General features: G+C 68.4%; 13 protein-coding genes, 2 tRNA genes, 1 pseudogene and 1 other annotated feature. Of the genes and pseudogenes, 8 read left to right on the forward strand and 8 right to left on the reverse strand.

Features of this window, described 5'->3' with window-relative positions; translation table 11 throughout:
- Nucleotides 1–320 precede the first annotated feature (320 nt).
- The 4 genes from ABEA30_RS13435 to ABEA30_RS13450 all read right to left on the reverse strand — a co-directional run bounded on the left by ABEA30_RS13435 (nucleotide 321) and on the right by ABEA30_RS13450 (nucleotide 2,796).
- The gene (locus ABEA30_RS13435) at nucleotides 321–1,427 is read right to left on the reverse strand and encodes a tyrosine-type recombinase/integrase (RefSeq protein ID WP_345583700.1); all 1,107 of its coding nucleotides are present in this window, start codon (nucleotides 1,425–1,427) and stop codon (nucleotides 321–323) included.
- Nucleotides 1,428–1,635: 208 nt separating this feature from the next.
- A tRNA-Pro gene (locus ABEA30_RS13440) sits at nucleotides 1,636–1,711 on the reverse strand.
- A 53-nt stretch (nucleotides 1,712–1,764) separates the two neighbouring features.
- A tRNA-Gly gene (locus tag ABEA30_RS13445) sits at nucleotides 1,765–1,835 on the reverse strand.
- Between the two features lie 49 nt (nucleotides 1,836–1,884).
- Nucleotides 1,885–2,796 (reverse strand): patatin-like phospholipase family protein, encoded by a 912-nt coding sequence (locus tag ABEA30_RS13450; protein WP_345583702.1) that lies wholly within the window; start codon nucleotides 2,794–2,796, stop codon nucleotides 1,885–1,887.
- A gap of 103 nt (nucleotides 2,797–2,899) precedes the next feature.
- Here ABEA30_RS13450 and tig point away from each other — a divergent pair.
- From tig to ABEA30_RS13475, 5 genes and pseudogenes are all read left to right on the forward strand, one after another.
- A pseudogene (tig, locus tag ABEA30_RS13455) lies at nucleotides 2,900–4,469 on the forward strand (trigger factor).
- A gap of 31 nt (nucleotides 4,470–4,500) precedes the next feature.
- Nucleotides 4,501–5,097, forward strand: a complete 597-nt coding sequence (locus ABEA30_RS13460) for an ATP-dependent Clp protease proteolytic subunit (RefSeq protein ID WP_345583722.1) — start codon at nucleotides 4,501–4,503, stop codon at nucleotides 5,095–5,097.
- A gap of 47 nt (nucleotides 5,098–5,144) precedes the next feature.
- Nucleotides 5,145–5,741 carry an ATP-dependent Clp protease proteolytic subunit gene (locus ABEA30_RS13465; RefSeq protein WP_345583724.1) on the forward strand — a complete coding sequence of 199 codons (597 nt, stop codon included), beginning with the start codon at nucleotides 5,145–5,147 and terminating at the stop codon, nucleotides 5,739–5,741.
- Between the two features lie 142 nt (nucleotides 5,742–5,883).
- A complete protein-coding gene (gene clpX / locus ABEA30_RS13470; protein ID WP_345583706.1) occupies nucleotides 5,884–7,164 on the forward strand; it encodes an ATP-dependent Clp protease ATP-binding subunit ClpX in 1,281 nt (426 codons plus the stop codon).
- A 71-nt stretch (nucleotides 7,165–7,235) separates the two neighbouring features.
- The gene (locus tag ABEA30_RS13475; RefSeq protein ID WP_345583708.1) at nucleotides 7,236–10,472 is read left to right on the forward strand and encodes a S41 family peptidase; all 3,237 of its coding nucleotides are present in this window, start codon (nucleotides 7,236–7,238) and stop codon (nucleotides 10,470–10,472) included.
- 25 nt (nucleotides 10,473–10,497) lie between these two features.
- Here the strand turns inward: ABEA30_RS13475 and valS are convergent, their stop codons facing one another.
- Entirely contained in the window at nucleotides 10,498–13,053 is a 2,556-nt protein-coding gene (gene valS, locus ABEA30_RS13480; RefSeq protein ID WP_345583710.1) for a valine--tRNA ligase, read from the reverse strand.
- Nucleotides 13,054–13,128: 75 nt separating this feature from the next.
- A complete protein-coding gene (locus tag ABEA30_RS13485) occupies nucleotides 13,129–13,932 on the reverse strand; it encodes a DsbA family protein (RefSeq protein ID WP_345583712.1) in 804 nt (267 codons plus the stop codon).
- Nucleotides 13,933–14,082: 150 nt separating this feature from the next.
- Between ABEA30_RS13485 and ABEA30_RS13490 the strand changes: the two genes are divergently transcribed.
- Genes ABEA30_RS13490 through ndk form a run of 3 tightly spaced genes read left to right on the forward strand, consistent with a single transcriptional unit; the run spans nucleotide 14,083 to nucleotide 16,171 of the window.
- A complete protein-coding gene (locus ABEA30_RS13490; RefSeq protein ID WP_345583714.1) occupies nucleotides 14,083–15,417 on the forward strand; it encodes a bifunctional folylpolyglutamate synthase/dihydrofolate synthase in 1,335 nt (444 codons plus the stop codon).
- Nucleotides 15,414–15,767, forward strand: a complete 354-nt coding sequence (locus ABEA30_RS13495; RefSeq protein ID WP_345583716.1) for a DUF4233 domain-containing protein — start codon at nucleotides 15,414–15,416, stop codon at nucleotides 15,765–15,767. The genes ABEA30_RS13490 and ABEA30_RS13495 overlap by 4 nt, the downstream gene beginning before the upstream one ends.
- Complete coding sequence (ndk, locus tag ABEA30_RS13500) at nucleotides 15,764–16,171, forward strand: nucleoside-diphosphate kinase (RefSeq protein WP_345583718.1); 408 nt, start codon at nucleotides 15,764–15,766, stop codon at nucleotides 16,169–16,171. Before ABEA30_RS13495 ends, ndk begins: the two co-directional genes overlap by 4 nt.
- 196 nt (nucleotides 16,172–16,367) lie before the next feature.
- Here the strand turns inward: ndk and ABEA30_RS13505 are convergent, their stop codons facing one another.
- Together ABEA30_RS13505 and ABEA30_RS13510 are read right to left on the reverse strand one after the other, a co-directional pair.
- A complete protein-coding gene (locus ABEA30_RS13505; RefSeq protein ID WP_345583720.1) occupies nucleotides 16,368–16,790 on the reverse strand; it encodes a hypothetical protein in 423 nt (140 codons plus the stop codon).
- Nucleotides 16,791–16,805: 15 nt separating this feature from the next.
- Nucleotides 16,806–16,941: a sequence feature (AL1L pseudoknot), on the reverse strand.
- 503 nt (nucleotides 16,942–17,444) lie between these two features.
- Nucleotides 17,445–17,622 (reverse strand): transposase (locus tag ABEA30_RS13510; RefSeq protein WP_425584639.1); only part of this gene is annotated, 178 nt, incomplete at its 5' end.

The following is a 17,622-nucleotide window of genomic DNA, read 5'->3' on the forward strand; positions in this document are numbered from 1 at the left end:
ACAGGGGCAGTAAGTCATGCCGGGCCTGGTGACCAGAACCCCGACCATCGGGGCTACCTAGAAGGTAACGGGGGGACACGAGCTCACGGGGGTGACGCTGGGTGGCAGGCATGGCGACCGCTCCTTTCCGAGCACGGAAGTGCTGATCGGTGCCCTGAGGCGCTGATGCTCCCGGGGATCCTGCGCGTCTCATCGGCTGAGGCGCGAAGCGGGTGCATCTCTAGTAACCCGGCGGAGGAGGCGATCCCGCGTCAGCGACTTTCGGACCCTGTCAGCCGGCGTCCGGTCTCCGCGGGCCTGGCTTGAGGGAGGGCGTGGATCTACTGGTCGGCGAGTTTGCTCATGTTCTCGGCCAGGCGGGCACGGGATGCTCTGTTCGCGTGCTGGTAGCGCTCGACCATGCCTGCTGTCGCGTGGCCCATCATCGACTTGAGTTCGGCGGTGGTGGCCCCGGTCATGCCGGCGAGCGAAGCGGCGCTGTGACGCAGGTCGTGGAACGTGAGATCCTCGCGCCCCGTGACCTTCCGGGCCTGGTCGTAGGCGTAGCGCAGGGCCTTCTCCGACATCGGCGAGACGCCGTCCTGGCCGGGGAAGAGGAACCCGTCACGTCCCGCGACGGGCAGCTTGGCCACGTACTTCGCCAGGTGTGGGAGAAGGTGGGGCGGGATTCCGACGTCACGGATGCCGGCGGTGGTCTTGGGGGGCCCGATGTGCACCTCGCCCTTCGTCCGGGTGATGGCCTGCCGCACGTGGACGACCCCCTCGGAGAGGTCCAGGTCGCGGCGGCGGAGCCCGCGCACCTCCCCCGCGCGCAGTCCGCACCATCCGGCCAGGAGCACCGGAAGCCCCTGACGAGCGGGGAGGTCGAGGAGCCGGTTCAGCTCGACCGGCGAGGCGGGCTCGATGTCGCGCGTGCGGCGGACGCGACCGGCGTTGCGGATCCGGCAGGGGTTCCGTTCGATGAGCCCCTCTTCCTCCGCCTCGCGCAGGATCGAGCGGAGCAGCGAGTAGGAGTGCTTGCGCTGCGTCGGCTTGTCGTCCGTGAGGACGGTGGAGTACCAGCGCCGGATCCTGTCCGGCTCGAGAAAGCGCAGCTGGACGTCGCCCAGCGTCGGCAGGATCAGGTTCTCGAGCAGCTTCTCGTACTCCTCGCGCGTTCGCGGGGTGAGATCGCGCTCGGCGATGCAGCGGCGGGCGAAGCCCGACAGGAACTCGAGTTCGGAGCCCTGGCCGGTGTCCCTCTGGGGTGGCCGCCATGTGCCCTGCAGGACTTCGCGATGGACCTCGCTCAGCCAGCCTTCCGCGTCGATCCTTGTCAGGAAGAGATGCGGCGCGTCGTAGCGCCTCCCATCGACACCGACGTACCGGGCCCTGTAGCCGCCTGGTCGACGTTCGATGCTCCCGAACAGCCTGCGCTTGTGTGCCATGAGACCCCTCCAAGAACTCCGGATCGCGCGTCTCCAGCGTACCGCGCTGACTAGGGGTTTCGATTGCCCCAAATTCGGAATTTTGGGGCAAAGTTGGGGCAATCTATGTCCCCTGGAGGGTATTTGTGACCTCTCCTGTCCCCAACACTTTTTGGCAAAAGGCCTTGTCGTTGAGCCTAAACCCCAGGTCAGGGCGACAGTACGAAAATGGTCGGGGCGACAGGACTCGAACCTGCGGTCTCCTGCTCCCAAAGCAGGCGCGCTAGCCACTACGCTACGCCCCGTGAACAGGGAAGCACCTAGCCGGAAGCTTCCGGCCAGGTGGATCTCTGCATCGAGCGGATGACGGGAATCGAACCCGCGTAGCTAGTTTGGAAGACTAGGGCTCTACCATTGAGCTACATCCGCAGAACCGCAGACGAGTGTATCAGCGATCTGACCAAGCCTGGAAACCTGCTCATCGGCCACCGTCTCCGGCGCCCTCCAGGCCCAGGAAGTCCCGGATGGCGTCCAGTTCGCGGTGGGTCTGTTCCCGGGCCGCGTGGAGGACTGAGCGCAACACCGGGACCCGACGCTCGGAGTTACTGATCGGCATCCGCTCCGGGAACACCAGGTAGGCGCGCCCCTGCCGTTCGAGCTCGAACAATTCCCCGAGGGTGCGGTTGTAGTTGGCGGGCCGCTCCAGCACTCCGTGGGCGATGGACGGATACTGGCGGAACAGCCGGCGGTAGCCGTGGGGGAACCGGGCCGGCGGCTTGCGGTACCCGCGGGTGCGGGTCATGACGACGAGGAACTTCTCGAAGCCGGCCGCCTTGGCAGCATCCAGGGCGAACCCTCCGGTGGGGCCGAGCGCGCCGTCGCAGTAGACCTCGCCGTCGACGGTGGCCAACGGCATGAAGAACGGCATCGTCGACGAGGCGCGGACACGCTTCATCAGGTCATACATGCGATGGATGTCCTCGCGACCCCAGTAGACCATCTCGCCGTCGTGGCAGCGCATCGCCCCGATCGCCACGCGCGCCGGGTTCCCCTGGAACGTCTCCCAGTCATAGGGGAGCGCCTGATGGGGGAGGGAGGTTCGTTCATAGATCCATTCGGCATTGAACATGCCCTTGCCCTGCAGCCAGGTGCGCCAGTTGCCGAACTCGGGCTCGGCCGCGAAGTCGACGAAGGATTTCTCTGCACGCGGGGCGTCCCGCGAGAGGTAGTTGGCCACGCAACTCGAACCGGCGGAGATCCCGCCCACCCAGTCTGCGTGGATCCCGGCCTCCAACAGGACGCTCACAACCCCTGAGGAGAACGATGCGCGCATGCCGCCGCCCTCGAAAATGAGGGCGGTGTCGGTCACGTTGCTGGTCAGCTCGCTCACGGCCCCGACTTTAGCCGGGCGCGGGAGCCCGCGTGTTGGTGGCCGGAGCATCGACCGATAGACTGACGCGCGATTCGAAAATTGACACCTCAGGAGTCCACTCGTGCCCAGCACCGTTGAGAAGCTGAAGCCCACCCGGGTAAAGCTCACCGTCGAGATCCCCTTCGCTGATCTCAAGCCCTACCTTGACAAGGCTTACAAGGAGATCGCCGAGCAGGTGACGATCCCCGGCTTCCGTAAGGGGAAGGTGCCCAACACGGTCATCGACCAGCGGTTCGGCCGCGGCATGGTCCTGCAGGAGGCCATCAACGAGGCCATCCCGGACACCTACAACCAGGCCATCGACGAGCACAAGATCTACCCCATGGCGCAGCCCGAGGTGGACATCACCAAGCTCGAAGACAAGGACGTGGTGGAGTACACCGCAGAGGTGGAGATCCGCCCCGAGGTGGAGCTGCCGGACTTCAACACCATCGAGGCCACCGTCGAGGGCGCATCCTCCGTCGACGAACTCGTCGAAGAGCGCATCGAGCTCCTCCGCAAGCGCTTCGCCACGACCACCGAGGTGGAGCGCGCCGCCGCCAAGGGCGACCTGCTCACCATCAACCTGAAGGCCACCAAGGACGGCGAGGAGCTCGACGACGCCACCGCCGAGGGCATCTCCTACGTCGTCGGCGACGACCAGGGCATGCTCGACGGTCTCGACGAGGCCGTCACCGGCCTCAAGGCCGGCGAGTCCAAGACCTTCACCTCCACCCTCGTGGGCGGCAGCAACCGTGGCGAGGAGGCAGACATCGAGGTCACCGTCGTGACCGTCTCGGAGCAGGAACTGCCCGAGGTCGACGACGACTTCGCCCAGCTCATCTCGGAGTTCGACACCGTCGACGAGATGAAGCAGGACCTCCGCGCCGGTGCCGACCAGCAGGTCCTCGCCGACCAGATCGCCGACGCCCGCGACAAGGTCCTCGAGGCCGTCCTGGAGAAGGTCGACTTCGAACTGCCCGAGAACGTCCTCAAGAAGGAACTCGAGGCCCGCCGCGCCGACATCGAGCGTCAGCTCGCCCGCGGCGGCCTGACCGTCGAGCAGTACCTCGAGCAGACCGAGGAGGAAGAAGCCGAGACGGTCGAGGACTTCTGGGCCGAGATGGACAAGCGCGCCACCGACGCCCTGCGCGCCCAGATCGTGCTCGACGTCTACGCCGAGGCCAACTCGATCGACGTGTCGCAGCAGGAGCTCACCGAGCTGATCTTCCGCAAGGCCCAGCAGTCCGGCACCACGCCGCAGGACGAGATCAACCACATGATGGAGCACAACCACATGCCCGAGTGGATGAACGAGATCCGTCGCGGCAAGGCCCTGGCTGAGATCTGCGCCGCCGCGACGGTGAAGGACTCCGAAGGCAACCCCGTCGACACCGGCCTGGCCAAGGACGCCGACGACGAGGCCGCCGCCGACGAGGCCGCCGAGTAAGGCACCCGCCGCAGACGCCCACGGAGCGCCGCCGGACCCGCGAGGGCCGGCGGCGCTCGTCGTTGCACCCATGCCCCCGACGCGCTCATCTCGGCAGGCCCGGAGGTCGACCCGCACGCCCGTGTCTGAGCGCACGGCGCACGCTGTGCGCGAACAGGCGCCGCTTCGCTTCGGTTGTCGGAATCACCCGGTAGGTTATTGATGTGACTCAGACTCCAAACGATCCGATCCGGATGGCCGGGCCCGCGGGCTCAGGCCTCGGCATGACAGACAACGTGTACTCCTCGTTGCTGGCCAACCGCATCATCTTCCTCGGCTCCGAGGTGCGCGACGAGAACGCCAACGCGATCTGCGCGCAGATGCTGCTGCTCAACGCGGAGGACCCCCACAAGGACATCTACCTCTACATCAACTCGCCCGGCGGGTCGGTGGATTCCGGCATGGCGATCTTCGACACCATGCAGTGGATCAGCAACGACGTGGCCACCGTCGCGATGGGCCTGGCGGCGTCCATGGGGCAGTTCCTCCTCTCGGCGGGTACCCCCGGCAAGCGCTTCGCGCTGCCGCACAGCCGCATCATGATGCACCAGCCGTCGGGTGGCCTCGGCGGCACGGCGTCGGACATCCGCATCCAGGCGGAGCAGTCGCTGCACATCAAGAAGACCATGGCCAACCTCATCGCCCAGCACACGGGGCAGAGCATCGAGCAGATCGAGGCCGATTCAGACCGTGACCGCTGGTTCACCGCCGAGCAGGCGTTGGAGTACGGCTTCATCGACCACGTCTACGAGCGTGCGTCCCAGATCCAGTCGGAGGCTCCCAACCAATGATCAACATGAACGCGCTGCCGCAGGGCACGGCCCCCGTCGGTCCCGACATGAACTACTTCATCCCGCAGTGGGAGGAGCGCACCAGCTACGGCATCCGTCGCGTGGATCCGTACACCAAGCTCTTCGAGGACCGCATCATCTTCCTCGGTACCCCCATCAACGACGATGTGGCCAACGCGGTCATGGCGCAGTTGCTCGTGCTGCAGTCGATGGACCCCGAGCGTGACATCTCGATCTACATCAACTCGCCCGGCGGCTCGTTCACCGCGCTGACCGCCATCTACGACACGATGCGCTACATCAAGCCGGACATCCAGACGGTGTGCCTCGGCCAAGCCGCCTCGGCCGCCGCCGTGATCCTCGCCGCCGGCACGAAGGGCAAGCGCCTGGCGCTGCCCAACTCGCGCATCCTCATCCACCAGCCGGCCACCGAGGGCGGCTACGGCCAGTCCTCCGACCTGGAGATCCAGGCCCGCGAGATTCTGCGCATCCGCTCCCTGATGGAGGAGATGCTCGCCGGGGACACCGGCCAGGAGGTCTCGAAGGTCAGCAAGGACATCGAGCGCGACAAGTACCTCACCGCCAACGAGGCGATCGAGTACGGCATCATCGACGACATCCTGCCGTCGCTGAAGGGTCTCTGACCCACCCTGACGACCCCGCCGGGCGCCCGGGCAGTTGCCCCCGGGCCGCCCGGCGGTTCGTCCCTTCGCCGCACCCCATCGCGGGTAGTGTGGTGAGGACACAGGCACACAATCTTGGAACTGTTGGCGGGAGGTGGACGTCGTGGCACGCATCGGTGAATCCGGCGACCTGTTCAAGTGCAATTTCTGTGGGAAGACGCAGAAGCAGGTGAAGAAGTTGATCGCCGGCCCAGGCGTCTACATCTGCGACGAGTGCATCGGGCTGTGCAACGAGATCATCGAGGAGGAGTTCCCCGACGCCCCCGAGACGGGCCTGGTGAAGGAACTCCCGAAGCCGCGTGAGATCCGCGACTTCCTCGACACTTACGTCATCGGCCAGGACGGCGCCAAGAAGACGCTGTCGGTGGCGGTCTACAACCACTACAAGCGCATCCAGGCCGAGCACGGCAGCCGTGGCCGCCGCGCAGACTCCGACGACGTCGAGGTCGGCAAGTCCAACATCCTGCTGATCGGCCCCACCGGCTGCGGCAAGACCTACTTGGCCCAGACGCTGGCCCGCATGCTGAACGTCCCGTTCGCGATGGCGGATGCCACGGCGCTGACGGAGGCCGGCTACGTCGGTGAGGACGTCGAGAATATCCTCCTCAAGCTCATCCAGGCCGCAGACTTCGACATCGCCAAGGCCGAGACCGGCATCATCTACATCGACGAGATCGACAAGGTCGCCCGCAAGTCGGAGAACCCCTCGATCACGCGCGACGTCTCGGGCGAGGGCGTCCAGCAGGCGCTGCTGAAGATCCTCGAGGGCACCGTCGCCGCCGTCCCGCCGCAGGGCGGCCGCAAGCACCCGCACCAGGACTTCCTGCAGATCGACACCACCAAGGTGCTGTTCATCGTCGGAGGCGCCTTCGCGGGGCTCGACGAGATCATCAACCAGCGCGTCGGCCGTCGCCCGCTCGGGTTCAACAACAAGGCCGAGGCCCGCACCCCAGAGGTTGACCCGTTCTCGCAGGTGCGCCCCGAAGACCTGCACAAGTTCGGCCTCATCCCCGAGTTCATCGGCCGCCTGCCGATGCTGACCACCGTCTCGCCGCTCGACGAAGACGCGCTGACCCGCATCCTCGTGGAGCCCAAGAACGCCCTGGTGCGTCAGTTCCAGAAGCTGTTCGAGCTCGACGGCGTGCAACTCGACTTCGAGGACGGCGCCATCGCCGCCGTCGCCGGCCTCGCGCTGGAGCGCGGCACCGGCGCGCGTGGCCTCCGGGCCATCCTCGAGGAGTTGCTCCTCGACGTCATGTTCGACGTGCCGTCCGACGAGGACGTGGCGCAGGTCATCGTGACCAAGGAATCGGTCCTCGGTCAGGAGGCCCCCACGCTCGTGCCGCGCGCCAAGGTCGCGCGTCGCCGCGACCTCTCCGCCTGATCCCACTGGCCTGCATGACCAGCCGCTGAGGCGGCGCCTCCGCACTCCGTCCGGCCAGTAAGGTGGGACGGGTGACCCGAGGTTATCGACGTTTCCCGCACCTCCACCAGGACCAGGTCGTCTTCGTCGCAGATGACGACCTGTGGCTGGGCCCCCTGGCCGGTGGGCGCGCTGCGCGCATCACCGTCGGCGAGTCCACACCGCGCAACCCGCGGTTCTCGCCCGACGGCTCGAAGGTGGCCTACACCGCCACCACGCACGGCCGCTGGGACGCCTACGTCGTGGAACTCGACGGCGGCACGCGGCGCCTGACGTGGCTGGGCACGCGCCGCCTCGCCGTGTCCGGCTGGCTGGACGACGGGCATGTCCTCCTCAGCTCCGACCACGAGGGCCTCCACCGCGTGGACACCTATCTGTACTCCCTGTCGCTCGAGGGCGACCTCAAGCGGCTGCCCTGGGGCGCGGCGACGTCGGCGGCCGTGCACAGCAGCGGCCGGGTCGCCGTGGCCTCGGTCAACCATCGCGACCCGTCCGGCTGGAAGCGCTACCGCGGCGGCATGGCCGCCCAGATCCACATCGGCGACGGCAAGGGGCAGTGGACACGCATCCTGCCCGAGGTCGAGGCCGGCCTCCACCACCCCACGTGGGTGGGCAACCGCTTGGCGTTCACCTCCGACCTCGGCGACGCGCCGGGCGTGCAGGCGCAGGTGTGGTCGGTCAGCAAGGAGGGCCGCGACCTGCGCAACCACACGTCGCACACCGTCGCCGACGGCTACGTCCGCGACGCCACCAGCGACGGACAGGGCGTGGTCTACCACTCCCGCGGCCAGCTCTTCCACCTCGCCAGCCTCAAGGCCGAGCCGCAACTGATCGAGCTGACCACCGGCATCGGGGCGCCGCCGCCCCTCCCGGTGCACCCCACCGAGCGGCTGGAGTCCCTCGTGCCCGACCACGGCGGCGACGGCTCGCTGCTCGAGTGGCGAGGCGCGGCCTACTACCTGACGCACCGCGGCGGTCCCGCCCGTGCACTGGCGGACACCGCCGGCGTGCGGATCCGGGAGCCGCGCTTCCTCGACCACAAGGCCGGCAAGGCCGTCTGGGTCACCGACGCCGAGGGTGAGGACTCCCTGGAGCTCCGGCTCATCGAGGGAGGGGACCGGCCCAAGCGCATCGCCGCCGGCCGCCTGGGGCGGGTCATGACGCTGGAGGCGAACCGGCAGGGCACCCGCATCGCCGTCGGCAGCCACGACGGCACGGTCCACCTCGTCGACGTCGCGCGCGGGTCGGTCAAGGAAATCGGCCGCTCCACCGTCGGCGAACCGTCCGGCTTCGCATGGTCACCTGACGGCCGCTACGTGGTGTGGCGCAACGCCATCGCGCAGGAGGGCATGCTCGGCCAGCTCGTGGGCTACGACCTGACCGAGAAGCACGCCTTCACGCTCACCCGCGGACAGTTCAACGACTTCTCGCCGGTCTTCACCGACGACGGGAAGTACCTGGCGTTCCTGTCGAGCCGCACGATCGACCCCACCTACGACGAGCTCACGTTCGACCTCTCGTTCACCAACACCGTCCGCCCATGGCTCGTGCCGCTCAGCGCCTCCGAACCTGCTCCGTTCGGGCCCTCGCCGGACGGCTGGGCCATCAGCGAGGCGGACGAGGACGACAAGGACGACGACAAGGCTGACGACAAGGGCGGCGACGACGCCCAGGGCAAGATCGAGAGCCAGGACAAGGACTCCGAGCCGCCCGCGATGGTCTTCGACACCGCAGGCGTCGAGGACCGGATGGTGCCGTTCCCGGTGCCGTCCGGGCGCTACGTGCACCTCCAGGCCACGAAGACCGGCTTCGTGTGGCAGTCGCTGCGCTCCCTCGGCGAACTGGGCGCCCTACGGGCTGGGGTCGAGGGCGAGGTCAAGGACGTCATCGAGCACTTCTCGCTGAAGACCCGCAAGGTCTCGACGGTGGTGGAGGGCTGCGACGGCGCTGGCGTCAGCGGCGACGGCGAGCGGCTCGTCGTGCGCAATGGCGACGAGATCTGGGTGCAGGGAGCCGAGCAGGCCCCCGGAGACGACGACGAGGCCAGGATCGCCGTCGACCTGGGGCGCCTCCGCCGCGAGGTGTACCAGCGCGCCGAGTGGCGCCAGATGTTCGAGGAGAACGCCCGCCTCATGCGTGACCACTTCTGGCGCGCCGACTTCGACGGCACCGACTGGGACGCCGCCGTCGCCCGCTACCGCCCGCTGCTGGACGACATCGCGACGCACGACGACCTCCTCGACGTGCTCTGGGAGACCGTGGGCGAGCTCAACACGTCGCACGCCTACGTCTCACCGCCCGACGACGACGGCCCGTCCGTCGGCTACCTCGGCGCCACGTTCACGCGCAACGCCAAGGGCGAGGTGGTCATCGACTCCATCCTGCCCGGCGAGACCTCGGACCCGACGGCGCGGTCGCCGCTGCGCGCGGCCGGAGTCGCCGCCGAGCCGGGCGACGTCATCGTGGCGGTCGACGGCCGCCCCACCGCGGACGCGCCGCACATCGGCGCCCTGCTGCAGGGGGCGTCGGACAAGGTGGTCGAGCTGACGCTGGCGCGGGGCAGGCAGAAGCGCCGGGTCGCCGTCGTGCCGATCAGCAGCGAGTCGCCGCTGCGCTACCACCAGTGGGTCGCCAGCCGGGTGGAGTACGTGCGGCAGCGCTCCGGCGGCCGGATCGGCTACGTCCACGTGCCCGACATGGTGGCCCGGGGCTGGGCCGAGTTCCACCGCCTCATCGACGCCGCGATGGCCTGCGACGGCGTGGTCGTCGACGTGCGGTTCAACGGCGGCGGCCACACCTCCGAGTTGGTCATCGAGCGGCTGTCGCGCCGCGCGATCGGCTGGGTTGGCGCCCGCCACCATGCGGGTGCCACCACCTACCCGAGCCAGGCGGCCCGCGGGCCGGTGGTGTTCGTCACCAACCGCTTCGCCGGTTCTGACGGCGACATCGTCACCGCCGCCGCCCAGAACCTCGCACTCGGCCCCGTGGTCGGGGAGCGCAGCTGGGGTGGCGTCATCGGGATCGACGGCCGGTTCACGCTGGTCGACGGCACCGAGGTGACGCAGCCGCGGTACTGGATCGCGTTCGACAAGCACGGCTTCGGGCTGGAGAACCACGGGGCCGATCCCGACATCGAGGTGGAGATGGGCCCGGCGGACTGGGAGTCCGGCGCGGACAAGCAATTGGACGCCGCCGTCGACGAGGCGCTCAGCCGGCTGAACGGCAGGCCCGCCGCCACTGCGCCGGCCTTCCCGCCGCCGCGGTTCTAGATCACGGCGGCGGTGCCGAGTCGGCTCAGTTGGCCTCGGCCAGCTCGACGTCCGCGACGATGTGCTCGCCGCCCTCGGCCCACTCGACATCGCCTGCCAGGCGGCCGACGGCGCGCAGGTCGGGCTCGATGGCCTTGAGGCGCTCCAGCGCGGCCGCCGGGCCGTGGAAGGTGGCCTTCACCACCTCGGCGCGCATGGACACCTTGGCGTTCGACTTCGCGCCGCGGATCGCGATGAGCGCCTCCGCGACGTCTGCCAGCAGGGTGGCGTCGCCGTCGACGGCAAGCTCGTCCGTGGCCGGCCACGCGGAGCGGTGCACCGACTCCTCGTTGGTCCAGCGCCAGACCTCTTCGGCCACGAACGGCAGGAACGGCGCGAACAGGCGCAGCTGCACGCTCAGCGCGATGGCGAGCGCGGCCTGGGCGGAGGCCTTCTCTGCGGCGGGGCCGCTGTAGGCGCGCTCCTTCACGAGCTCGAGGTAGTCGTCGCAGAAGGACCAGAAGAAGGTCTCGGTGGCCTCGAGGGCGCCGGTGTAGTCGAACTCCTCGAACTCCGTCGTCGCCTTGTCCACGACGGTCGCCAGGCCCTGCAGCAGCGCCTTGTCCACCGGGTTCGTGACGGCCTCGAGCGACGCGGGTGCGTCCTGCATGGACAGCACGAACTTGCCGGCGTTGAGGATCTTCATCGCGAGGCGACGGCCGACCTTCATCTGCGTCTCGTCGAACGGCGAGTCCTGGCCGGGGCGCGCCATGGCGGCGCGCCAGCGCACCGCGTCGGAGCCGTACTTGTCGAGGATGTCGGTGGGCACGATCACGTTGCCCTTCGACTTCGACATCTTCTTGCGGTCAGGGTCCACCACGAACCCGGAGATGGTGGCGCGCTTCCACGGCAGCGTGCCGTTCTCGAAGTGCGCGCGCACCACGCGGCTGAACAGCCAGGTGCGGATGATGTCGTGGGCCTGCGGCGCCATGTCCATCGGGAACGTGAGGTTGAACAGTTCCTCGTCGCGCTCCCAGCCGGTGGCCAGGTGCGGGGTGAGCGACGACGTGGCCCACGTGTCCATCACGTCGGGGTCCGCCATGAAGCCGCCGGGCTGGTTGCGCTGCTCCTCGGAGTAGCCGGCCGGGGCGTCGGTCATGGGGTCGACGGGCAGCGAGGCCTCGTCGGCGACGATCGGGGTGTCGTAGATGGGCTCGCCGTCGGCGTCCAACTGGTACCAGACCGGGAACGGCACGCCGAAGAAGCGCTGGCGGGAGATCAGCCAGTCGCCGTTGAGGCCGGAGACCCAGTTCTCGTAGCGGTGCGACATGTGCTCCGGAGTCCACTCGAGGTCCTTGCCGCGCTGCAGCAGGGCGCCCTTGAGGTCCTCGTCGCGACCGCCGTTGGTGATGTACCACTGGCGGGTGGCCACGATCTCGAGCGGCTTGTCGCCCTTCTCGTAGAAGTTCGCCATGCGGGTGGTGGGCTTCGGGTCGTCGACCATGTCACCCGAGTCGCGCAACTGGGCGACGGTGGCCTCGCGCGCGGAGAACGCCGTCTTGCCGGCCAGCGTCTCGTAGGCCTCGGTGTTGACGATCCACTCGGGCGTCTCGGTCTGGAACCGGCCGTCGCGCCCGATGACGGTGCGGGTGGGCAGGTCGAGTTCGCGCCACCACTGGACGTCGGTCAGGTCGCCGAACGTACAGCACATGGCGATGCCGGCGCCCTTGTCGGGCTCTGCCGCCGGGTGCGCCAGCACGGGGATCTCCACGCCGAAGATGGGCGAGGTCACCGTCGTGCCGAACAGGTCCTGGTACCGCTCGTCGTCAGGATGGGCGATGAGGGCGCACACCGACACGATCAGCTCGGGGCGGGTCGTCTCGATCCAGACCGGCTCGCCGTCGGGCTTGTGGAATGCGACCCGGTGGTAGTGGCCCGGGTACTCGCGGGCCTCGAGCTCCGCCTGCGCGACGGCGGTCTGGAACGTCACGTCCCACAGCGTGGGCGCATGGTCGAGGTAGGCCTCGCCGCGCGCGTGGTTGCGCAGGAACGCACGCTGGGCGATCGACTGGGCCGCCGGCGAGATGGTGGTGTAGAGCGTGTTCCAGTCCACGGAGAGGCCCAGCTGCTTCCACAGGTTCTCGAACGCCTGCTCGTCGACGTGCGTCAGTTCCTCGCACAGCTCGATGAAGTTGCGGCGGCTGATCGCGACCTGGCGCTTCGGGTCCGGCTTCGCCGGCGGCTGGAAGTCCGGGTCGTACGGCAGCGACGGGTCGCAGCGCACGCCGTAGTAGTTCTGCACGCGGCGTTCGGTGGGCAGGCCGTTGTCGTCCCAGCCCATCGGGTAGAACACTTCCTTGCCGCGCATGCGCTGGTAGCGGGCCACCGTGTCGGTGTGCGTGTAGCTGAACACGTGGCCAACGTGCAGCGAGCCGGACACGGTCGGCGGGGGAGTGTCGATGCTGAACACCGCGTCGCGCGAGGACGGGCGACGGAAGGCGTAGGTCCCCTCGTCGTCCCATACCTTGCCCCACTTGGCCTCCAGTCCTTCGAGGACGGGCTTCTCGGGCAGGGCGTGATCGGACGCGGTGGTGTCAGTCATGCGTCGAATCTTAGCGAGGTTCGGCCGCCGCCTCGATCTGGCGAGACGGCGGCCGCAAAGGGTTCCTGCGGGGGATCAGCCCTGGTAGGGCTCCGGCTTCTCGTCGATCTTCTTGCCGCCCTCTTCCCAGGCCGCGTTGATCGCGGAGAGCAGGCCGTCGGCGGTCGGCTCCACGGTGCCCAGGTCGAGGCGCTGGCCCGAGACGACGTAGGCCGGGGTGGCGTCGACGCCGTCGTCGGCGAACCGCTGGGCGGAGGTGTCGACCCAGTCCTTGAAGGAGCGGCTGTTGTACAGCTCGGTGTAGCGGGTCAGCGCGTCGCCGGTGATGCCGGCCGCCTCGGGCACGTCGTTGCGGAGCACCTGGTCGGTGTAGCCGGTGTCCTGGAAGCCGAAGATCACGCGGTGGAAATCGTCGTACTTGCCGACCTCCTTCGCGGCGGCGGCGGCCACTGCGGTGCGGAACGACGGGCCGTCCTCACGGCCGCGGTCCAGGAAGGTGGCGGTGCGGATCTCGGTGGTGATGGAGTCGTCGGCCACGAGCTGCTCGACGATGGGGCCCAGCGTGGCGTGCGCGTTGGCGCACGAGGGGCACTGGAAGTCCTCCCAGATGATCAGGTGGGGCTTGTCCTCGGTGGGGGCCTTGTCCGACATCAGGATGCCGTTGGACTCCGTGGCGCCCGTCGGCGTCAGCTGGTTCTCGGCGACGGAGGTGCGGTTGCCGACGGCTTGGACGATCACGATCGCGAGCACGACGACCACCACGAGCGCGGCCAGGCCGAGGCCGACCATCATCACGCGCTTGTTGCGCTTGTTGCGCTCCTCCATCTCCTGCGCCTGGCGCAGCGCTGCGCGCTTGCTGAGGTTCGAGTTGTTGGCCATGGGGTGCTCCATTCGGGTTCCTGTACTGCGGGCACCGTCGCGTGCACGCTCACGTCGCAGCAATGATAACCATCGCGCGGTAGTTGAAACAGCGACTACACCTGTGAGGATCCTGTGCGTTCACGCGTGGCCGAGTACGCTGGCCCCACCATGACTGAAACCACACACGCCGCGTTGACGAAGGCGCTGACCAGCCGCTGGCCCGAGCATCGGGTGGCGCCCAGCCTCAGCCGGGTGGCAGCGCTGATGGACCTCCTCGGCGAACCCCAGCGCGCCTATCCGGTGATCCAGGTGGCCGGCACCAACGGCAAGGGCAGCACCGCCATCATGATCGAGACGCTGCTGCGGTCGGCCGGCCTGCGGACAGGCCGGTTCGCCAGCCCGCACCTGTCTGACGTGCGCGAGCGCATCGTCATCGACGGCGAGCCCATCAGCGAGGAGCGGTTCGACGAGGTGTGGGCCGACATCGAGCCCTACGTCGCGATGGTCGACGAGCAGGCCCACGACGGCGTCGCCATGACGTTCTTCGAGGTCATCACCGGCATGGCCTACGCCGCGTTCGCGGACGCGCCGGTGGACGTCGCCGTGATGGAGGTTGGCCTCGGGGGTCGTTGGGACGCCACCTCGGTGGCCGATGCCCAGGTCGCCGTCGTGACCCCCATCGGCATGGACCACATGCACATCCTCGGCCACACGCTCACCGAGATCGCCGGCGAGAAGGCCGGCATCATCAAGCCTGGCGGCACCGCGGTGTTCGCAGGCCAGGATCCCGAGGCAGCGAAGGTGCTGCTGCAGGCCGCCGTCGAGGCCGGTGTCCCGATCAAGGCCGAGGGCCCCGATTTCGGACTACTCGAGCGCGGCCTCGCCGTGGGCGGTCAGCTGTTGCGCATCGACACCACCGGCGGGCCCGTCGGCGACGTCTTCCTCCCGCTGTACGGCGAACACATGGCGCGCAACGCTGCCCTCGCCGTCGCCGCGGTCGAGGCCTTCCTGGGTGGCAAGCCGCTCAACCCCGAGATCATCGTCGAGGGACTGGGCGCAGTGGAGGCCCCGGCACGGCTCGAGCTGGCGCGCACCTCGCCGCCCATCGTCATCGACACCGCGCACAACACGCAGGCCGCGCGCGCCACCATCGACGCGGTGGAGGAGAGCTTCGACTTCGCGCCCACCATCGGCGTGGTGGCGATGATGCAGGACAAGAACGCCGAGGAGGTCCTGGAGATCTTCGCGGAGAAGATGGACCAGGTGGTCATCACGGCAGTGTCCTCGACGACGCGCGCCCGGCCCGTCGACGACCTCGCCGCAGTCGCCGAGACGGTGTGGGAGACGAGCAAGGTGCACCGCGCCGCCACCATGCGTGAGGCGCTGGACCTGGCCGTGATGCTGGCCGACACCGCCAGCGCGCAGGCGGGTGTGCTGGTCGCCGGCTCCGTCATCGCCGCGGGTGAGGCGCGGGACCTGCTGAAGGCGGGGGACAAGAAGTGACGCTCGCGCCCGACAACCCGATGCGCAGCGCGGCCATGTCCGTGCTGCTGTTCGAGGTCATCATCGTGTGGCTGGCCTACATCGGCATGATCCAGGTCTCCGGCATCGACCTGACCGTCGCCGCCGTGTGGAGCGCCGTCGCGACGGTGCTGTGCATCGCGGGGATCGCAGGCCTGCGGAAGCGCTGGGGTTACCTGCTCGGCTGGGCGGCCCAGGTCGTCCTCGTCGGTTTGGGCGTCCTGACGCCCTGGATGTACGCCATGGGTATCATCTTCGCTTTGATCTGGGCGACGTGTGTCATCCTCGGGAAGAGGATCGAGGCCCACCGGCAGGGAGGTAACCCGCAGTGAGCGAAACCACGCTCGTCATCATCAAGCCCGACGTCGTCGAGGCCGGCAACGTCGGCAAGGTCCTGGCCCGCTACGAGGAGGCAGGGCTGAGCATCGTCGCGATGGACCTGCGCACCATCGACGGAGAGTTCGCCGACCGGCACTACGAGGAGCACCTCGAGCGCGACTTCTACCCGAACCTGCGCACGTTCATGACCAGCGGGCCCATGGTCCCGCTGGTGCTGCGCGGGGAGGGCTCCGTCGCGCGCGTGCGCGAGCTCAACGGCGCCACGGACCCGACGAAGGCCGACCCCGGCACTATCCGCGCCGACTTCGGCGAAAGCGGCCCCCGCAACGCGGTGCACGCGTCGGACTCGACGGAGTCGGCGGCGCGGGAGATCGCGCTCTGGTTCCCCGGCCTCTGACGGGCGCATGGGTGTACCCCCGGCGTCGTAAACAAAGCCGTCTTCTTTCCGGTGACGGAATCTGCGGGCGGTGGACATCGTTTCATATGCGCTGTCTTTGCCAGGGTGGTAACGCGGATTTTGTGACCCGACGTAGGTCAGCGTCAAGGCTGATTGCGAAGCCACGGCGCCTTGGCTGATGGCAGGGAACGGGCTGTCAGCAGCGAGGTGCCGGTACGGCCTTGGAAGCTGGGCCGAACGCGGTGTAGCAGAAGCCGGCCCAGGTCCGGCAGTAGGTGAAGTCGGCCACCCACACGTGGTTGGGCGCTGGGGCGGTGAAGTCCCGGTTCAGCAGGTCCCCGGCCCGGCGGCCGTCCTTGACGGGAATGGTCGTGCGGACCTGGCGGCCGTGGCGGATCCCGGCATGGCCGGGCAGACGCATCGCCTTGTCCACGACATATCCGTTCACGTCATGGCCCTGGCGGCGCAGCAGCGCGGTCAGCTTCCGTCGCCCGTACAACCCCTCCGAGGTGAGCCGACGCCGTTCCTGGGCGTCGACGGTGAAGATGACCTCGAGGATCGTGTTGACCACGTAGGCCAACTTCAGCTCAGCGCGGGTGGGCGCCGGATCCTTCTTCAAGGCCCGGTACGTCGGTGCGGCGATCTGGCAGCCCTGCATCATCAGGACCCGGCAGATCGACTCGACCGCATACCCCAACTCGCGCTGGGCATCGATGATGCCCCATCAGCTTCGCCTTCGGGGGTCGAGTTCCCCCCCCGCGAAGAAAGTCGCCGCGGCCTTCACCGATCGCGTTGTCCACCCGCAACCTGCGCACCTCGGCCCTCAACTGGCGGACCTCCTCACGCTCGGCCGTGGTCAGCCCCTCGACCTCCCCAGCAACGACCTTCGCCCGGCCGACCCACCCCCCGTAGGGCCTCCCGACCGATCCCCAACCGGGAACCGACGGCCTCACACGTGGTACGCAACGTCGGACACTCCGACCGCTGCTCGTGCACCATCCTGACCGCCCGGGGACTTCTCCTCGTCGGTGAACTTCTTCGGCATGATCTGCATCCTTCCTGACCGGAAACGATGCGGCAGGAATCTCGGACGCTTCACGTCTGCGTTGAGGCCACACCGCCAACGGAGGTGGGCCGTGTCCCTATCAGCGATCAACCCGCGCCACCAGGACCCGGTGACAACACCTCCCGGATCATGTATGACGGGGGCAGTAAGTCATGCCGGGCTGGCGAGGGTCTGTCAGATTAACGGTGGATCTGGCCTGGCGCATTGTTAGTTGATTCGGCCTTCGAAGGTGATAGCGAAGGCGTTGAGCGCGGGCTTCCACCTCGTGACCCAGCGTGCCCGACCTCGCCCGGTGGGGTCAAGTGACCGGGTTACGAGATAGAGGCATTTCAGCGCGGCGGCGTCGTTGGGGAAGTGCCCACGGGCTCGCACTGCGCGCCGGTAT

It is taken from the genome of Tessaracoccus lubricantis (assembly GCF_039544535.1).
Classification (GTDB): Bacteria; Actinomycetota; Actinomycetes; order Propionibacteriales; family Propionibacteriaceae; genus Arachnia; species Arachnia lubricantis.

Excerpts from the sequence above, each read along its gene's own strand:
- ABEA30_RS13435 (WP_345583700.1), bottom strand. The coding sequence starts at position 1,427 with ATGGCACACAAGCGCAGGCTGTTCGGGAGCATCGAACGTCGACCAGGC.
- ABEA30_RS13460 (WP_345583722.1), top strand. The coding sequence starts at position 4,501 with ATGGCCGGGCCCGCGGGCTCAGGCCTCGGCATGACAGACAACGTGTAC.
- ABEA30_RS13465 (WP_345583724.1), top strand. The coding sequence starts at position 5,145 with ATGAACTACTTCATCCCGCAGTGGGAGGAGCGCACCAGCTACGGCATC.
- valS (WP_345583710.1), bottom strand. The coding sequence starts at position 13,053 with ATGACTGACACCACCGCGTCCGATCACGCCCTGCCCGAGAAGCCCGTC.
- ABEA30_RS13485 (WP_345583712.1), bottom strand. The coding sequence starts at position 13,932 with ATGGCCAACAACTCGAACCTCAGCAAGCGCGCAGCGCTGCGCCAGGCG.
- ABEA30_RS13490 (WP_345583714.1), top strand. The coding sequence starts at position 14,083 with ATGACTGAAACCACACACGCCGCGTTGACGAAGGCGCTGACCAGCCGC.